This window comes from Arthrobacter sp. YD4 (assembly GCF_030410515.1).
GTDB lineage: Bacteria > Actinomycetota > Actinomycetes > Actinomycetales > Micrococcaceae > Arthrobacter.
The window spans coordinates 34,968-50,902 of sequence record NZ_JAUHHD010000005.1; the positions used below are offsets into that span (position 1 = coordinate 34,968).

16 protein-coding genes are annotated in these 15,935 nt (G+C 70.8%); 3 read left to right on the plus strand and 13 right to left on the minus strand.

Annotation, left to right across the window (positions count from 1 at the left end; genetic code table 11):
- Positions 1 to 72: 72 nt before the first annotated feature.
- The 7 genes from QWJ39_RS13115 to QWJ39_RS13145 form a co-directional block, all read right to left on the minus strand.
- Positions 73 to 978, minus strand: a complete 906-nt coding sequence (locus QWJ39_RS13115; RefSeq protein ID WP_290258293.1) for an SseB family protein — start codon at positions 976 to 978, stop codon at positions 73 to 75.
- A gap of 12 nt (positions 979 to 990) precedes the next feature.
- The gene (priA, locus tag QWJ39_RS13120; protein ID WP_290258294.1) at positions 991 to 1,737 is read right to left on the minus strand and encodes a bifunctional 1-(5-phosphoribosyl)-5-((5-phosphoribosylamino)methylideneamino)imidazole-4-carboxamide isomerase/phosphoribosylanthranilate isomerase PriA; all 747 of its coding nucleotides are present in this window, start codon (positions 1,735 to 1,737) and stop codon (positions 991 to 993) included.
- 43 nt (positions 1,738 to 1,780) lie between these two features.
- Entirely contained in the window at positions 1,781 to 1,939 is a 159-nt protein-coding gene (locus QWJ39_RS13125; protein ID WP_290258295.1) for a hypothetical protein, read from the minus strand.
- Positions 1,940 to 2,710 carry an imidazole glycerol phosphate synthase subunit HisH gene (hisH, locus tag QWJ39_RS13130; protein WP_290258296.1) on the minus strand — a complete coding sequence of 257 codons (771 nt, stop codon included), beginning with the start codon at positions 2,708 to 2,710 and terminating at the stop codon, positions 1,940 to 1,942. It lies immediately after the preceding gene.
- Positions 2,707 to 3,333 carry an imidazoleglycerol-phosphate dehydratase HisB gene (gene hisB, locus QWJ39_RS13135; RefSeq protein ID WP_290258297.1) on the minus strand — a complete coding sequence of 209 codons (627 nt, stop codon included), beginning with the start codon at positions 3,331 to 3,333 and terminating at the stop codon, positions 2,707 to 2,709. Before hisB ends, hisH begins: the two co-directional genes overlap by 4 nt.
- Before the next feature lie 170 nt (positions 3,334 to 3,503).
- Positions 3,504 to 4,613 (minus strand): histidinol-phosphate transaminase, encoded by a 1,110-nt coding sequence (locus QWJ39_RS13140; protein ID WP_290258298.1) that lies wholly within the window; start codon positions 4,611 to 4,613, stop codon positions 3,504 to 3,506.
- Between the two features lie 118 nt (positions 4,614 to 4,731).
- The gene (locus QWJ39_RS13145) at positions 4,732 to 5,037 is read right to left on the minus strand and encodes a LysM peptidoglycan-binding domain-containing protein (RefSeq protein WP_290258573.1); all 306 of its coding nucleotides are present in this window, start codon (positions 5,035 to 5,037) and stop codon (positions 4,732 to 4,734) included.
- A gap of 615 nt (positions 5,038 to 5,652) precedes the next feature.
- Between QWJ39_RS13145 and lexA the strand changes: the two genes are divergently transcribed.
- The gene (gene lexA, locus QWJ39_RS13150) at positions 5,653 to 6,402 is read left to right on the plus strand and encodes a transcriptional repressor LexA (protein WP_290258299.1); all 750 of its coding nucleotides are present in this window, start codon (positions 5,653 to 5,655) and stop codon (positions 6,400 to 6,402) included.
- A gap of 152 nt (positions 6,403 to 6,554) precedes the next feature.
- On the opposite strand, the gene QWJ39_RS13155 is transcribed toward lexA, so the two are convergent.
- The gene (locus QWJ39_RS13155) at positions 6,555 to 8,645 is read right to left on the minus strand and encodes an ATP-dependent DNA helicase (protein ID WP_290258300.1); all 2,091 of its coding nucleotides are present in this window, start codon (positions 8,643 to 8,645) and stop codon (positions 6,555 to 6,557) included.
- Positions 8,638 to 10,215 carry a GTPase HflX gene (gene hflX / locus QWJ39_RS13160; protein WP_290258301.1) on the minus strand — a complete coding sequence of 526 codons (1,578 nt, stop codon included), beginning with the start codon at positions 10,213 to 10,215 and terminating at the stop codon, positions 8,638 to 8,640. The genes QWJ39_RS13155 and hflX overlap by 8 nt, the downstream gene beginning before the upstream one ends.
- 496 nt (positions 10,216 to 10,711) lie before the next feature.
- On the opposite strand from hflX, the gene QWJ39_RS13165 reads away from it, so the two are divergent.
- Positions 10,712 to 11,326 carry a methyltransferase gene (locus tag QWJ39_RS13165; RefSeq protein ID WP_290258302.1) on the plus strand — a complete coding sequence of 205 codons (615 nt, stop codon included), beginning with the start codon at positions 10,712 to 10,714 and terminating at the stop codon, positions 11,324 to 11,326.
- Here the strand turns inward: QWJ39_RS13165 and dapF are convergent.
- Genes dapF through map form a run of 4 tightly spaced genes read right to left on the minus strand, consistent with a single transcriptional unit; the run spans position 11,307 to position 15,596 of the window.
- A complete protein-coding gene (gene dapF, locus QWJ39_RS13170; protein WP_290258303.1) occupies positions 11,307 to 12,266 on the minus strand; it encodes a diaminopimelate epimerase in 960 nt (319 codons plus the stop codon). The genes QWJ39_RS13165 and dapF overlap by 20 nt on opposite strands.
- Positions 12,259 to 13,215: a tRNA (adenosine(37)-N6)-dimethylallyltransferase MiaA gene (gene miaA, locus QWJ39_RS13175; protein WP_290258304.1), complete on the minus strand. Its 957-nt coding sequence runs from the start codon at positions 13,213 to 13,215 to the stop codon at positions 12,259 to 12,261. The genes dapF and miaA overlap by 8 nt, the downstream gene beginning before the upstream one ends.
- A gap of 4 nt (positions 13,216 to 13,219) precedes the next feature.
- A complete protein-coding gene (gene miaB / locus QWJ39_RS13180; RefSeq protein ID WP_290258305.1) occupies positions 13,220 to 14,785 on the minus strand; it encodes a tRNA (N6-isopentenyl adenosine(37)-C2)-methylthiotransferase MiaB in 1,566 nt (521 codons plus the stop codon).
- Positions 14,786 to 14,819: 34 nt separating this feature from the next.
- Entirely contained in the window at positions 14,820 to 15,596 is a 777-nt protein-coding gene (map, locus tag QWJ39_RS13185) for a type I methionyl aminopeptidase (RefSeq protein WP_290258306.1), read from the minus strand.
- Positions 15,597 to 15,639: 43 nt separating this feature from the next.
- Between map and QWJ39_RS13190 the strand changes: the two genes are divergently transcribed.
- Positions 15,640 to 15,912, plus strand: coding sequence for a helix-turn-helix transcriptional regulator (locus QWJ39_RS13190; RefSeq protein ID WP_290258307.1), 273 nt, complete (start codon positions 15,640 to 15,642; stop codon positions 15,910 to 15,912).
- Positions 15,913 to 15,935 lie beyond the last annotated feature (23 nt).

Consider the following 15,935-nt stretch of genomic DNA (forward strand, 5'->3'; position numbering starts at 1 on the left):
GCGTTCCTTTGCCTTGCATTTCTCTCGGTGGCGCGGCCCGTGACCGGCACCGCGGGAGAGGCGGGCCGCCGGTCAGGGTGCTGCGCGCTGCAGCTTGATTTCGATCGAGTCAACCCGCTCGGCGAAAGCTTCATTCCGGGCCCAGTCCTCGTTCAGGCCGGCCACCAGGGATTGCACCTCGGCGGCACTGAGCCCGTCTTCAAGGTACAGCACCACGCGCAGTTCCGGCCCGGCACCGCCGCCGGGCAGCTGCGTCCCGTCGGCCTGCGCCGAGGCCACTCCCCCGCCGGGGCGCAGTTCGACCCCGCGCAGCGCCCTTACCCCGGCCGCGGAGGCGGCGACGGCGTCGGCCACCGCCTGGTCCCGGTAGCTGGGGACCCAGCCGTGCTGCTTGGCCAGCGCCCATACGGCCGGGCGGCGCACCACGAACGTGGCGGCCGAGCCGGGGTCCAGGACCAGCAGTTCGGCATGCTCGGCGACGGCGGAGAGCGCGGCGCGGGCGGCGTAGACGGCCACCGGGCGGGCCTCGGGGTGCCAGGCGGTGAGGTTCTCCGCGGAGGTGAAGACCGGCAGGGCGGTGCGGCCGTCCGGCGCCTTGAGGGTCACCAGCGCCATGTCGGCCTGCTTGTCCCCGTGCAGCTCGGTCCCGTGGGCCCCGGCCACGGCGTCGCCCTCCTCCGCGAGGCTGGCGACGATCGGCACGAAGACCCGGGCCGTGGCGAGGGCCGCGACGACGCCGGCTTCGTCCCCGGTGCCTGCCGCGAGGGCGGCGACGGCGGCGAGGTAGCCGGCGTCGGCCGTGCCGTCGTCGTCCTCGAAGTTATGGATGGTCGCTCCGTCGCCGGACAGGCTGCGGCCTGCCCAGGGCTGCCCGGCGGAGTCCGTCGCTCCCCCGGCGCCGGCGAGGGCGGCGGCGATGTGGCCGGGGAGGGCGCGGTGGCCGGGCTGGGGTTCCTGCGGCACTGGTTCCTGCGGCATGAAGGGACCGGCCTAGCGGCGGCCGGCGACGTCGAGGGCCTCGGGCAGGGTGAAGTTGCCGTTGTAGAGCGCCTTGCCAATGATCGCGCCCTCGACCCCGAGCGGGACCAGGGAGCGGAGGACCTTGAGGTCCTCGAGGCTGGAGATGCCGCCGGAGGCGACGACGGGCTTGCCGGTCTTCTCGACCATCTGGCGCAGCAGTTCCACGTTGGGGCCCTGCAGGGTGCCGTCCTTGGTGACGTCGGTGACGACGTAGCGGGCGCAGCCGGCTTCTTCGAGGCGGCCGAGGACCTCCCAGAGGTCGCCGCCCTCCTTGGTCCAGCCGCGGCCGGCGAGGGTGGTGCCGCGCACGTCGAGGCCGACGGCGATCTTGTCGCCGAAGCGTTCGATCACCCGGTCGGTCCACTCCGGGTTCTCCAGCGCGGCGGTGCCGAGGTTGACGCGGCCGACGCCGAGGTCCAGGGCGCGTTCGAGGGATTCGTCATCGCGCAGGCCACCGGAGAGTTCCACCTTGATGTCCAGCCGGCCGACCACCTCGCGCAGCAGCTCCGCGTTCGAACCGCGGCCGAAGGCAGCGTCCAGGTCCACCAGGTGGACCCACTCGGCGCCCTGTTCCTGCCAGTTCAGGGCCGCTTCCAGGGGGGTGCCATAGCTTGTTTCGCTGCCGGCCTCGCCCTGGACCAGGCGCACGGCCTGGCCATTGACAACATCGACGGCGGGGAGCAGTTCCAGGATCGGCAGCGGGTTTTCGGTGGTCATCGTGAAGTCCTCACAAGGTAGGTGGCGGGGGCGGCGCGGGGCGTCAGGCGCCGGGCAGGGTCAGCAGGTAGGCGGCCAGCAGGGACATGCCGGCCAAGATGTAGAAGACGATCTGGACCCAGAGCGGGCTCTTCTGCTGGCGGAAGGAGAGCGCTCCGCCCACCAGCAGCCCGGCGAGGCCCATCAGTACCAGGGACCACATTCAGGCGGTCGCTTCCGGGGTTGCCGGGGCTTCCGCAGTGGTGCCTGTGCCGGCGTTGCGGGCGGGGCGCAGGCTCCCGACCCAGTTGCGCAGCAGGCGGGCGCCCGCGTCCCCGGACTTCTCCGGGTGGAACTGGGTGGCGCAGAGCGGGCCGTTCTCCACCGCCGCGATGAACGGGGCGCCGTGGTCGGACCAGGTCACCAGCGGTGCTGCCATCCGCGGCTGGATCACGTCGAAGTCCCAGTGCTGGACGCCGTAGGAGTGCACGAAGTAGAAGCGTTCCTTCTCCACCCCGTCGAACAGCAGCGAGCCCTCCGGCACGTCGACGGTGTTCCAGCCCATGTGCGGGACGACGTCGGCGGGCAGCAGCTCGACCTTGCCTGGCCACTCCCCCATGCCTTCGGCGACCGTGCCGTGCTCCACGCCGGCCTCGAAGAGGACCTGGAGGCCGACGCAGATGGCCAGCACCGGCCGGCCGCCGGCGACGCGGCGGCCGATCATCCGGATGGCATCGACGGCCTTCAGTTCGTTCATGACGGTTTCGAAGGCGCCGACGCCGGGGACCACCAGGCCGTCGGCGTTGAGGACGTCCTCGGGCTTGGAGCTGAGGATGACCTCGGCGCCGGCGCGCTCGAGGGCGCGCACGGCGGAGCGGACGTTGCCGGAGCCGTAGTCCAGGACGGTGACGGTGGGCTTGCCCTCCGGGGAGGCGGGCTTGCGGCCGGCCTCCGGATCGATGATGGCGCCGTCGCGCAGCACCTTCCCGGTCACAGTGCACCCTTGGTGGAGGGAATGCCCTCGACGCGGGGGTCCGGCTCGACGGCGGCACGGAGCGCCCGGGCGAACGCCTTGAACTGGGCCTCGACGATGTGGTGCGGGTCGCGGCCGGCGGTGACGTTCATGTGCAGGCAGATTCCGGCGTGCAGCGTGATGGCCTCGAAGACGTGGCGGGTCAGCGAGCCGGTGAAGTGGCCGCCGATCAGGTGGTATTCCTGCCCGGCGGGTTCGCCGGCGTGGACCAGGTAGGGACGGCCGGAGACGTCCACGACGGCGTGTGCGAGGGCCTCGTCGAGGGGCACGGTGGCCTCGCCGAAGCGGCGGATCCCGGCCTTGGTGCCCAGTGCGGTCTTGAGGACCTCGCCGAAGGTGATGGCGACATCTTCGACGGTGTGGTGCACGTCGATGTGGGTGTCACCGGTGGCCTTGACGGTCATGTCGATCAGCGAGTGCTTGCTCAGGGCGGTCAGCATGTGGTCGTAGAACGGCACCGAGGTGCTGATGTCCGAGACGCCGGTGCCGTCCAGGTCGATCTCGACCAGGACGGAGGATTCGCTGGTGGTCCGTTCCAGGCGGGCGGTCCGGGCCCGGGCAGCGGCTGATCCGGTGGTGCTCATATGGGTGTCCTTTTGGCTAGGTGGCGGTCGCCCGGCCTGTGACGGCGGCGCGCGGGTCCTGGATCAAGTCTAGGGCCCGGCACGCCCGGGACGCCCAGCGGTCGCAGGGGCGGTCGCGCCGGGCCGGCGGGGCTGACCCGGCGGTGCGGAAGGTGGGGGTGGACGCGGGCTCAGCCGCGGTGGGCGGTGAGGATCCGTTCGAGGGCCTCCAGGAAGGCGGTGGTCTCCGCCTCGGTTCCGGCGGTGACCCGGAGATGGCCGGGGATGCCGACGTCGCGGACCAGAACGCCGGCGTCGAGTAGTTCCTGCCAGACCCGGTGTGGGTCCGTGAGCCCGCCGAAGAAGACGTAGTTCGAGTCCGACGACGCCGGGGTAAGGCCCATTCGGGTCAGCTCGGTGACGATCCGGTCGCGCTGCCGCTTGATGTCCTCGACGTCGGCCATCAGCGCCTCGCGGTGCCGGAGGGCGGCGAGGGCGGTGGCCTGGGTGATGGCGGAGAGATGGTACGGCAGGCGCACCAGGCGCAGCGCGTCGGTGACCTCGGGCGCCGCGGCCATATAGCCGATCCGGGCACCGGCGAGGGCGAAGGCCTTGCTCATGGTGCGGGAGACGATCAGCCGTTCCCGGCCCGGCAGCAGGGTCAGGGCGCTCGGGGTGCCCTCGTGGGCGAACTCGTGGTACGCCTCGTCGACGATGATGATGGCCTGGCTGGCCTCCCCCGCCTCGTAGACGGCTTCGACGACATCAAGGCCAAGGCCCGTGCCGGTGGGGTTGTTGGGCGAGCAGAGGAAGACGATGTTCGGCTGCAGCTCGCGGACCTGCCGGGCGGCGGACTCGGCGGTCAGGCTGTAGCCCTCGCCGCGGACGCCGGCGACGTAGCCGGTGTCCGTTCCGGCAGCGAGCAGCGGGTACATGGAGTACGTGGGAGGGAAACCGAGGGCGTTGCGGCCCGGACCGCCGAAGGCCTGGAGAATCTGCTGCAGCACCTCATTGGAACCGTTGGCGGCCCAGATGTTCATTGCGTCCAGCCCGTGGCCAAGGTATTCGGCCAGCGCCCCGCGGAGTTCGGTGAACTCCCGGTCCGGATAGCGGTTGAGCCCGGCAGCCGCCTCGGTGACGGCCTCCGCGATCGCTGCCCGCACGTCGGCGGGAACACCATGGGTGTTCTCGTTGACGTTCAGGAGAATCGGAACGTCCAGCTGGGGAGCACCATAGGGGCGCAGGCCCCGCAGGTTGGTCCGGAGGGGAAGTCGGTTGAGTCGCTCAAGCTGGTCAGTCACGTCCCCAGTTTAAGTGAGGGGACTGTCTGGCCCGAAACCGTGACCAACGACGGCCCATCCCGCGGCCGGCGAATGGCCATCGCGAGGACGGCGGACGCTCCGTCCCGGGGGATTCAGCTCAGGGGGTCGGAACGAAGAGCTGCTGGCCGGGCAGGACCGGTGCGGCGTCGAGGTTGTTCAGCTGCACGATCTCGGCGACCACGTCCCGCGGATCCCGTTTCGGGTCGACGGTGCCGGCGATGGTCCACAGGGACTCCCCGGGCTGCACGGTCACGGTGACCGTCGGGGTGGTCGCCAGCGATGCCGGGGAGTCGGCGGCCTTCGCCGGCGCGGTCAGGAAGCCGGCCAGGGACAGCAGCAGGGCCGCGAGCAGGATCAAGGGCAGTCCGAAGAAGACGAAGCGTCCCCGCCGGGTCAGCCGCAAGGGAGCCTGGGCCGAAGAGTCTGCTCGGCGTACAGCTGACGCGCTCCCGGCGGTGGCGTAAGCGTCGGCCGGGGCCGCGAACGGAGCCACCGCCCCGGAGAAGGCCGTGGCAGTATCCGGCACGAGATACAGTGCCGGCCTTCCGGCGTCGGAAAACTGCGAACCGGCGAAAGCGCTTCTTGCTGACATGAACTGAGCCCTCCTGGACTTGTCGTTGCCGCCCGGCGTACTCCTCGTACCTGCCGCCAACCGGCTGAACCATCATTCGCTTCGAACACAAAGCCGAAACCGGCCGTGGTTCTCCACTCGCAATCTTCGAACACATCTTCGAATCTTGCTGTTCTCTTTTTAGCACCTATGAACGAACTCTGTCGAGACTCGCTAGAACAAATGTTTGAAAAACACCGGCGGCTGACCTATTTTTGAAGCACGGAACCGGTCCCTCAAGGGACCCGCACTCCGCACCTGCAGTCTGAAACCTGTCGAACACCCGCCAGCGGTGATCAAGAGCAGTCAAACGGCAGGCACTGACATTTTTAGGATTCGCAGCAATCGGGCCGCTTCACTCGGTCCGCCGGCCACGGATCCGCACCACGAACGGAAGGCACGGCGACCATGGCAGCACAAGCCACCGGCGGGAGGGCAACCCGGCGCGGCGCCCAGCCTGCCCGGGCGCCCAAGAGCCTCACCGTCCGTCAGAAGAAGATCCTCGAAACCATCCAGCGGTCCGTGACGGACAACGGCTATCCGCCGTCGATGCGCGAGATTGGGGACACGGTGGGGCTGGCCAGCCTCTCCAGTGTGACCCACCAGCTCTCCCAGCTGGAGAAGCTGGGCTACCTGCGCCGGGACCCCAAGCGTCCCCGCGCCATGGAAGTCCTGATGCCGCTGACCCTGGACGAGGGGTCCACCCCGATTTCCGGCGTCGAACAGCCCCGCGGGCTGAAGGCAGTCGGCGGACTCGCGGTGTCGGAACTGGCCAGCGCCACGGACACGGCGATGGTCCCGTTTGTGGGCCGGATCGCCGCCGGTGGCCCGATCCTGGCCGACCAGGTGGTGGAGGACGTCCTCCCCCTGCCGCGCCAGCTCGTGGGCCACGGTGAGCTGTTCATGCTCAAGGTCGCGGGCGATTCCATGATCGACGCCGCGATCTGCGACGGGGACTGGGTGGTGGTTCGCCGGCAGAACGACGCCGTCAATGGCGACATCGTGGCCGCCCTCCTCGATGACGAAGCCACGGTCAAGACGTTCCGGCAGCGCGACGGCCACACCTGGCTGCTGCCGCAGAACACCCAGTACGAACCGATCCTGGGCGACCACGCCGTCATCATGGGCAAGGTCGTCTCGGTCCTCCGCTCCCTGTAGCGCGGGCAATGCCGCCAGCCAGGGACCGGCTGAACGCGCTGAACGCCCGGACCTGAGGCCGCCACACCCCGGCCGAACGCCGAGGCCCGAGCGCCGCCACGCCCCGGCCGAACTCCGAGGCCCGAGCGCCGCCACGCCCCGGCACCGGGGGCCTACGACCCCTGCGCGGCTTCTTTCGCGAGCCGCTCCAGCGACGCCACGGCCACCGCCGGGTCCGTCGTGGCCCAGAACGGCGGCAGCGCGGCCCGGAGGAAGCCGCCGTAACGCTCGGTGGACAGCCGTGAGTCCAGCACCGCCACCACGCCGCGGTCCGACGTCGACCGGATCAACCGGCCCGCGCCCTGCGCCAGCCGGATCGCCGCGTGCGTGGCCGAGACGCTCATGAAGCCGTTGCCCCCGGCCTGCGCCACGGCCCGGGAGCGGGCCGTCATCAGCGGATCGTCCGGCCGCGGGAACGGGATCCGGTCGATCACCACCAGCCGGCAGGAGTTGCCGGGCACGTCAACGCCCTGCCACAGGGACATGGTGCCGAAGAGGCAGGTGTCCGGTTCGTCCGCGAACTGCTTGACCAGCGCGGTCATGGTGGATTCGCCCTGGCAGAGGATGCTGAGGCCCAGCCGCGGCCGGAGCGCGTCGGCGGCCTCCTCCGCGGCGCGCCGGGAGGAGAAGAGGCAGAGCGCGCCGCCGCCGGAGGCGCGGATCAGCTTCTCGAGCTCGTCCAGGGCCTCGGGCGCGGTCCCCCGGCCCGGTTTGGGCAGGTGCTTGGCGACGTAGAGGATGCCCTGTTTGGGGTATTCGAACGGCGACCCGACGTCGACGCCGGTCCAGCTCGGGGCGCCGGGGCCCACCAGGCCCAGCCCCCCCGCGGCCGGTTCGAAGGCCGAGCCGATGGCGAGGGTGGCCGAGGTCAGCACCACGGTGTGGTCCGCGAACAGGCCCTCCCGCAGCCGCCCGGCCACGCTGAGCGGGGCGATGTTGATCAGCACGGGCGCCGAATCGTCCGGCTGCGAGTAGCCCTGCTGCGGGTCGAAGGTGCTCTGCCGCGAGAACCACACCACCTCGCGGTTCTCGCGGGCCGCGAGCAGGCGTTCGCAGAGCTCCAGGATCACCATCAGCCGGGAGCGCGCCAGCTGCCGGCCGCCGTCGGCCGTGGTGGAGCCGTCTCCCTTGGAGTCGGAGAGCGCCGCACGGCAGGCGTCCCGGAGCTGGTCCACGCAGTCGAGCTGTTCGCTGTTCAGGCCGTTGGGCATCAGTCCGCCGGGAACCCCAGCAACGGCGAGCTCAAGGTTCGCGGCGGCGTTGTTCAGCGCGTCCACGGTGATGCCGGTGTGCTTGCGGGCGCCCGAGGCGGCGGCGTGGACCATGGCCACGGAGAGCTGGCCGGAGACAGCCCCGGTGACCCGGTCCTGGAGTTCGTGCGCCTCGTCCACCACGACGACGTCGTATTCGGGCAGCACGGTCAGGCCCTCGAAGGCGCTCACGGCCAGCATGGCGTGGTTGGTGACCACGACGTCGGCGTCCGCCGCGTCCTGGCGCGCCAGTTCGCTGAAGCATTCGGCGGCCAGCGGGCACTTCTGCGCGCCGAGGCATTCCATGGCGGTGACGGACACCTGCCGCCAGGCGCGGTCGGTCACGCCGGGGAGCAGTTCGTCGCGGTCGCCGGTGGCCGTGTCCTCGGCCCATTCCCGGAGCCGGACCACTTCCCGGCCCAGCTGCGAGGCCGGACCGCCCATGGCGGCGGCGAAATGCGGGACCGAGGTGTCCTCACCCAGGGAGAAGAGCTGGCCCTCGGCGGGTTCCTCGGACGGGAACCCACCCTCGAGCTTGTGCCGGCACACGTAGTTGGACCGGCCCTTGACCAGGGCAATCTTGACGGGCCGCTTCAGGGCAGGGGTGATGGCCTTGAGCAGCCGCGGCAGGTCCCGGCCGACGATCTGGGTCTGCAGGGCCAGGGTGGCCGTGGAGACCAGGGTTGGCTTGTCGCTGTCCAGCGAGTGGGCGATGAGCGGGATCAGGTACGCCAGGGACTTTCCGGTGCCGGTGCCGGCCTGGACCAGCAGGTGGTCGCCTGTGTCGATGGCGCGGGCCACCTGGCGGGCCATTTCGTGCTGGCCGTCACGGCTCTGCCCGCCCATCGCCGCGACAGCCCGGTCGAGGAGCTCGATCACGAGCTCCTCGCCGGTGGCGTCGCTGGGGGCCGGGCGTGCGTCGCTGTCCGCTTCCGCCACGGCCGGTTCAGTCATTGCGGACGAAGGGATCCAGCTCGGCCGCCAGGCCTTCGCGCACCATGACGACGGCGCGCGTGCCGGTCTCCTCGTGGTCCAGGCTGACGATCTCCGCCTCGGTCTCGTGCAGCTTGCTGAGCACGTCGCCGCGGCTGTACGGGATCATCAGTTCCAGCTTCACGCTGGGCCGCGGGATGCCTTCGCTGACGGCCCGCAGCAGCTCGGGGATGCCCTCGCCGGTGCGGGCGGAGACCACCACGTGGCGCGGTTCGCGCTGCTTCAGGCGCTCCACCACGAACGGGTCCGCGGCGTCGGCCTTGTTCAGGACGATGATCTCGGGCACCTTGCGGGCGTCGACCTCGCTGAAGACGGACCGGACGGCCGCGATCTGGCCCTCGGGGTCCGGGTGCGAGACGTCCACCACGTGCAGGATCAGATCCGAGTCGGCGACCTCCTCCAGGGTGGACCGGAACGCCTCCACCAGCTGCGTGGGCAGCGAGCGGACGAAGCCCACGGTGTCGGCCAGGGTGTAACCCAGGCCGTCGGAGGTCTCGGCCTTGCGCACGGTGGGGTCCAGGGTGGCGAACAGGGCGTTCTCCACCAGCACGCCGGCGTCGGTCAGCCGGTTCAGCAGCGAGGACTTCCCGGCGTTGGTGTAGCCGGCGATCGCGACGGACGGGACGGCGTTACGACGGCGGTTGGCCCGCTTGGTCTCACGCGCCGGCTTCATGGCCGCGATTTCGCGGCGCAGCTTGGCCATCCGGGTGCGGATCCGCCGGCGGTCCAGTTCGATCTTCGTCTCACCGGGGCCACGGGAGCCCATGCCGGCGCCGGCGCCGCCCACCTGGCCACCGGCCTGGCGGGACATCGACTCGCCCCAGCCGCGGAGGCGGGGAAGCAGGTACTCGAGCTGGGCCAGTTCCACCTGGGCCTTACCCTCGCGGCTCTTGGCGTGCTGGGCGAAGATGTCCAGGATCAGCGCGGTCCGGTCGATCACCTTGACCTTGACGATATCCTCGAGCGCACGCCGCTGGGAGGGCGCCAGTTCGGCGTCGACCACCACGGTGTCCGCACCGGTGGACATCACGATGTCCTTGAGCTCCTGGGCCTTGCCCGAGCCCAGGAAGGTTCCCGGGTCCGGCTTTGCCCGGCGCTGGACCAGCCCGTCGAGCACCTCGGAGCCGGCCGTCTCGGCCAGCGCGGCGAGTTCGCGGAGGGAGTTCTCGGCGTCGGCCAGGGTGCCCTCGGACCAGAGGCCGGCCAGCACCACGCGCTCCAGCCGGAGCTGCCGGTATTCGACCTCGGTGACGTCTTCGAGTTCGGTGGAGAGCCCGGCGGTGCGGCGCAGGGCGCGGCGCTCCTCGAGGTCCTGCTGGTCGCCGTCGTAGCTGCCGTGCTCGGTGGCCAGGCCGGAGATGGCCTGGGCCCGGCCCAGGACCGCGCGGGGTTCGGCGATGTCCGCGTTGGCGGCGCCGGTGTCCCTGGCGGGGGAATCCTTGGAAAGAATCCGGTCGATCACAGCCTGGATCTCGGCAGGACTCATGTCCTGGGCTGCTGAATCGGGTCCGGTGTTGGGCTGACTGGTCATGGTCTCCTTTGAAGGGTCTGCCATTTCAGAATAATGCTGATCGGTGCGGTGCGCTGCGGAATTCGCGCTGGGCTGACGATGTGGGGTCATCCGTGCCTCCTGGGTGTCCTGCGGCGGCGGTGCCGCGGACGGGCGGGCTCCTCGGCGGAGCGGCGGGTGGGGTCCGTGGGTCCTGGAAAGGTTTCCTCACGGGCGGTGCTGCACGCCGGTCGGTTCCGCGGGCGACGGCGGGGCCGTGCGGTGGGATCTTCGAGGCGTGGAGTTTCCGGCGTTGCTGGAATGAGTACCGGAACAGGCCGCGGGTCGCCGCGGCCGGAGGGGTCCAGCGGAGGGCGGGGCCTGCGTCACTGGAGGGCGGATCACCCGCTGAGGCGGGGCGCCCGTGCCGGTTGCCTGGTGGCCGGCTATTCGAAGATCAGGAACATGCCTCCAAGTTTACCAGAGCGCACCTTTCCGGTTTCCCAAGCCCGCGGACGGCCAACTACTCTGGCACGTTATGGAGTCTGCACACTATTTCAGCGCCCAGCCGGCCGGGCCGTTCACCCGCAAGCCCCTCACCGTGGAACTGGCCGGCACGCCGCGGCAGCTGCAGACCTCCAGCGGAATCTTCAGTCCCGACGGCGTCGACAAGGGCACCGCGGTGCTGCTGGCGGACGTCCCGGCCCCCGCCCCGCAGGGGAACCTGCTGGACATCGGCTGCGGCTGGGGTCCGATTGCGCTGACGATGGCGCTGAAGGCCCCGCACGCGCACGTCTACGCCGTGGACGTCAACGAACGCTGCGTGGCTCTGACCAACGAAAACGCGGCACTGCTGGGCCTGGAGAACGTCACGGCCAGCACCCCCGGCGAGGTGGACCCGGAGCTGCGCTTCGACACCATCTGGTCCAACCCGCCCATCCGGATCGGCAAGGACGAGCTGCATTCCCTGCTGCTGCTCTGGCTGCCGCGGCTGGCGCCGGGCGGGTCGGCGTGGCTGGTGGTGCAGAAGAACCTCGGCTCGGATTCGCTGCAGCGCTGGCTGGACACGGAGCTGGACAGCAGCTTCACGGTGACCCGGGAGAGCACCTCGAAGTCGTTCCGGATCCTTCGGGTCAGGAAAGCGTCCCGCTAGCGACGATCACGGCCGGGCCGCTGAGCTCGACGTGCTCGTGGCCGTCCGGGGCGACGAAGAACTTCACGCCGACGACGCCGCCGGGCACCGTGACGTTCCAGGCGTCCGGCGCGCCCTGACCGGCCCAGTGCCGGATCGCGACGGCGGCCGCGCAGGCGCCGGTGCCGCAGGAGAGGGTCTCGCCCACGCCGCGTTCGTGGACGCGCATGCTGATGGCGCCGACGCCGTCGTGGACCAGCGGCTCGGCGGGGACGACGAACTCGACGTTGGTTCCGTGTGGCGGCTCCGGGTCGACGCGCGGTGCGGCGAAGAGTTCGGTGGCGTCCAGTTCCGCCTGTTCGGCGAGGGCGACGACGGTGTGCGGGTTGCCCATGCTGACCGAGAGGGCGGGGCGGGCGACGTCGAGGCCGTGGGCGCTGACGAGGGAGTCCATGGCCCGGGCCGTGGCCTCGCCGGGGAAGATGAATTCCCAGGGGCCCATGTCCACGGCGTAGCCGGAGGCGGTGCGGACGACGGTCTTGATACCGGCGCGGGTGCCGATCACGAGGGATTCCCCGGCGGGCAGGTCCACGAGGCCCTGCTGGACCAGGAAGTGGACGAAGACCCGGACCCCGTTGCCGCACATTTCGGAGAGCGATCCGTCACCGTTGCGGTAGTCCATGAACCACTCCGCCTCCGGGTGCTCCGCGAGCAGCTCGGCGCCCTCGGGCAGGAACCGAGAGGGGACGGCGCGGATCAGCCCGTCGCCGCCGATGCCGCGGTGCCGGTCACAGAGGGCCGCGACGTGCTCGGCGGTCACTTCCAGGGCCCCGTGCGGGTCCGCGATCAGGACGAAGTCGTTGCCGGTGCCGTGGCCCTTGGAGAAGGCGAGCCCGGCCAGTGCTGTGGTGTCGGCGGCGTGGGCCGTTGAGGCGGCGGTTCCGGCGAGAATGTCATCCATGGTCCAAGGCTACCGGGCCGCCTCCCGCCGGGACCAACGCCAGCTGCGTTGCCTTCGCCACGAGGTCCGGGTCCTGCCAGTCGAGCCAGGCGATCCGCTGGTCGGCGCGGAACCAGGTGAGCTGGCGGCGGGCGAACTTCCGGGTGGCGGCGATGGTGTCTTCGGCGGCGTGCGCGACGTCGGATTCGCCGTCGAGAACCTTGAGGAACTGGGCGTAGCCGAGGGCGCGGGAGGCCGTCCTGCCATGGCGCAGGCCCTCGCGGTCCAGCCGTCGCACCTCCTCGAGCAGGCCGCGGTCCACCATGGCGTGCACGCGGGCGGCGAGGCGCTCCCGGAGCTGCTCCCGGTCCACCTGGAGGCCAATTTGGACGGCCGGGCGGTGGTAGGTGCGGTCCGGCATGAAGGAGCTGAAGGGCCGGCCGGTCAGTTCGTACACCTCGAGGGCACGGATGACCCGCCGGGCGTCGCCCAGACGCCCGGCCGAGACCGGGTCCACCTGCTCCAGCCGGGCCCGGAGCGGGGCCAGGCCTTCCGCCGCCTCCTCGGCCTCGAGGCGGGCACGGACGGCCGGGTCGGTGCCGGGGAAGTCCAGGACGTCCAGGGCGGCCCGGACGTACAGCCCGGACCCGCCGGCGAGGATGGCGCGTTTCCCGCGGGCGTGGATGCCGTCGATGGCCTCCCGGGCCTGCCGCTGGAAGTCCGAGACGCTGGCTTCCTCGGTGACGTCCATGATGTCGAGCAGGTGGTGCGGGACGCCTCGCCGCTCGGCGTCGGTGATCTTGGCGGTGCCGATGTCCATGCCGCGGTAGAACTGCATGGCGTCCGCGTTGACCACCTCGCCGTCAAGCGCCAGCGCGAGGGCGACGGCCAGGTCGGATTTCCCCGAGCCGGTGGGGCCGACGACGGCGATCACCGGCGGCGGCGCGGCGGACAGTTCGGCCCCGGTCACGGCGTCAGCGGCCGCGCACGGGCAGCGCGGGCATGCCGAGGGACACCCCGGCCTTGCCGCCGCCGGCCGCGGCGGGGGCGGGTGCACCGCAGGAGTCGGCCTGGGACCGGTCCCAGGCGTCGCCGGCGCGGGAGCGGCGCAGCTGGTAGTCCTCGGGCGACGCGGGGTCGGCGATGAGGTGGAAGGATGCGGCCCCGGTGACGGTCACGGTGACGAGGTCGCCGGGGCGGGGGGTTTCGGCGCCGTCGGGCACGGAGAAGTGCACCAGGCGCTGGTCCTGCGCGCGGCCCGAGAGGCGGTGGGTCTCCCCCGCCTTCCGACCCTGCTGGGCGGTGACCATAACCTCGACCCGGCGGCCCACCTGGCGGGCGTTTTCCTCGGCGGCGATCCGGTCCTGCAGGGCGGTGAGCCGTTCGAAGCGTTCCTGCACCACGGCCTTGGGCAGCTGTTCGGGCAGGTCGGCGGCGGGAGTGCCGGGCCGCTTGGAGTACTGGAAGGTAAAGGCGGTGGCGAAGCGGGAGCGTTCCACGACGTCCAAGGTGGCCTGGAAGTCCTCCTCAGTCTCCCCCGGGAAGCCGACGATGATGTCGGTGGAGATCGCGGCGTGCGGGATCTTGTCCCGGACCTTGTCGAGGATGCCCAGGAACTTCGTGGAGCGGTAGGAGCGCTTCATGTCCTTGAGTACCTTGTCCGAGCCGGACTGCAGCGGCATGTGCAGCTGCGGCATGACGTTGGGGGTCTCCGCCATCGCCTCGATGACGTCGTCGGTAAAGGCGGCGGGGTGCGGGCTGGTGAACCGGACGCGCTCCAGGCCGGGGATCTCCCCGCAGGCGCGCAGCAGCTTGGAGAAGGCCTGGCGGTCGCCGAATTCGACGCCGTAGGAGTTCACGTTCTGGCCCAGCAGGGTGACCTCGATGGCGCCGTCGTCCACGAGGGCCTGGATTTCGGCGAGGATGTCGCCGGGGCGGCGGTCCTTTTCCTTGCCGCGCAGGGCCGGGACGATGCAGAAGGTGCAGGTGTTGTTGCAGCCGACGGAGATGGAGACCCACCCGGCGTACACCGAGTCGCGCTTGGTGGGCAGCGTGGAGGGGAAGACGTCGAGGGATTCCAGGATTTCCAGCTGTGCCTCGTCGTTGTGGCGGGCCCGGTCCAGCAGGGCCGGCAGCGCGCCGACGTTGTGGGTGCCGAACACCGCGTCGACCCACGGCGCCTTCTTCAGGATGGTCTCGCGGTCCTTTTGTGCCAGGCAGCCGCCGACGGCGATCTGCATGCCCGGGTTCGCATCCTTGACCGGGCGGAGGATGCCGAGGTTGCCGTAGAGCTTGTTGTCCGCGTTCTCACGCACGGCGCAGGTGTTGAAGACCACGACGTCGGCCAGCTCGCCCTCGGAGCGGACGTAGCCGGCGGCCTCCAGCAGGCCGGACATACGCTCGGAGTCGTGCACGTTCATCTGGCACCCAAAGGTCCGCACCTGGTAGGTGCGGGCGGGCGCGGACGCTGCCGCATCCGACGCCGAGGAATCGGCGTGCGTCGAGGGGCTGTCGGCTGGGGAGGGAATGGTCAAACTCACCCGTTAAGGGTACCGGCTCCGCCCGGGGCGCGGACTACGCGGGCGGAGCGAGGGTGAGGATCTCGGCCCCGTCCTCCGTGATGGCGATGGTGTGTTCGCTGTGGGCGGTCCGGCAGCCGGTGGCGCTGCGAAGTGTCCAGCCGTCGGCGTCGGTGACCAGGGTGGCCGTGTCCTCCATGACCCAGGGCTCCAGCGCGAGCAGCAGCCCCGGCCGGAGGGTGAACCCGCGGCCGGGCCGGCCGGTGTTGGGCACGTGCGGGTCCTGGTGCATGGTGGAGCCGATGCCGTGGCCGCCGAATTCGGTGTTGACCGGGTAGCCTGCCGCGGTGAGGACGCCGCCGATAGCGGCCGAGAGGTCACCGATCCGGGCGCCCGGCTTCGCCGCCGCGATGCCGGCGGCCAAGGCGCGTTCGGTGGTCTGGATCATCGCGACGCTCGCGGCAGGCTGCGTGTCGCCGACGAGGAAGCTGATGGCGGAGTCCGCGGCGATGCCGTTCCTGGCGACGGCGAGGTCCAGGGTGAGCAGGTCGCCGTCGGCCAGGCAGTAGTCCTGGGGCAATCCGTGCAGGACGGCGTCGTTCACGGCCGTGCAGATGTAGTGGCCGAACGGTCCGCGGCCGAAGGAGGGCGCGTAGTCGACGTAGCAGGATTCGGCGCCGGCAGCGGCGATGAGGTCCTTGGTCCAACGATCAATGTCCAGCAGGTTGGTGCCGACGGTGGTGCGGCTCTTGACGGTCTGCAGGATGCCTGCGACGAGGGCGCCGGACCCGCGGGCCCGGTCCAGTTCGGCGGCGTTGAGAATCTCGATCATCCAATAACTATACCGGCCATATTATCCCGGTACACTGGTTCCCATGGTCAGACTCCCGCTCTCCCCGGACGAGGTCCGCCGCGGCCAGCGCCTGGGCACGCTGCTACGCGAGGCCCGCGGCGACCGGTCGATGCTGGACGTGGCCCTGGCCGCCGGGGTCTCCCCCGAGACCCTGCGCAAGATCGAGACCGGCCGGATCGCCACCCCGGCGTTCCCGACGATCGCTGCATTGGCCGAGGCTCTCGGGCTGTCCCTGGACCGGCTGTGGGAGGGCGTCAGGGATGCCGATGACGAGACACGACGAGTGGCGTCCTAGGGCCGGACTAATCCAGGGCCAAG

Coding starts and splice junctions, on each gene's coding strand:
- hisB (WP_290258297.1), bottom strand. CDS start 3,333: ATGAGCACCACCGGATCAGCCGCTGCCCGGGCCCGGACCGCCCGCCTG.
- priA (WP_290258294.1), bottom strand. CDS start 1,737: ATGACCACCGAAAACCCGCTGCCGATCCTGGAACTGCTCCCCGCCGTC.
- QWJ39_RS13125 (WP_290258295.1), bottom strand. CDS start 1,939: ATGTGGTCCCTGGTACTGATGGGCCTCGCCGGGCTGCTGGTGGGCGGA.
- QWJ39_RS13165 (WP_290258302.1), top strand. CDS start 10,712: ATGGAGTCTGCACACTATTTCAGCGCCCAGCCGGCCGGGCCGTTCACC.
- map (WP_290258306.1), bottom strand. CDS start 15,596: ATGATCGAGATTCTCAACGCCGCCGAACTGGACCGGGCCCGCGGGTCC.
- hflX (WP_290258301.1), bottom strand. CDS start 10,215: ATGACCAGTCAGCCCAACACCGGACCCGATTCAGCAGCCCAGGACATG.
- QWJ39_RS13190 (WP_290258307.1), top strand. CDS start 15,640: ATGGTCAGACTCCCGCTCTCCCCGGACGAGGTCCGCCGCGGCCAGCGC.
- QWJ39_RS13115 (WP_290258293.1), bottom strand. CDS start 978: ATGCCGCAGGAACCAGTGCCGCAGGAACCCCAGCCCGGCCACCGCGCC.
- dapF (WP_290258303.1), bottom strand. CDS start 12,266: ATGGATGACATTCTCGCCGGAACCGCCGCCTCAACGGCCCACGCCGCC.
- lexA (WP_290258299.1), top strand. CDS start 5,653: ATGGCAGCACAAGCCACCGGCGGGAGGGCAACCCGGCGCGGCGCCCAG.
- QWJ39_RS13155 (WP_290258300.1), bottom strand. CDS start 8,645: ATGACTGAACCGGCCGTGGCGGAAGCGGACAGCGACGCACGCCCGGCC.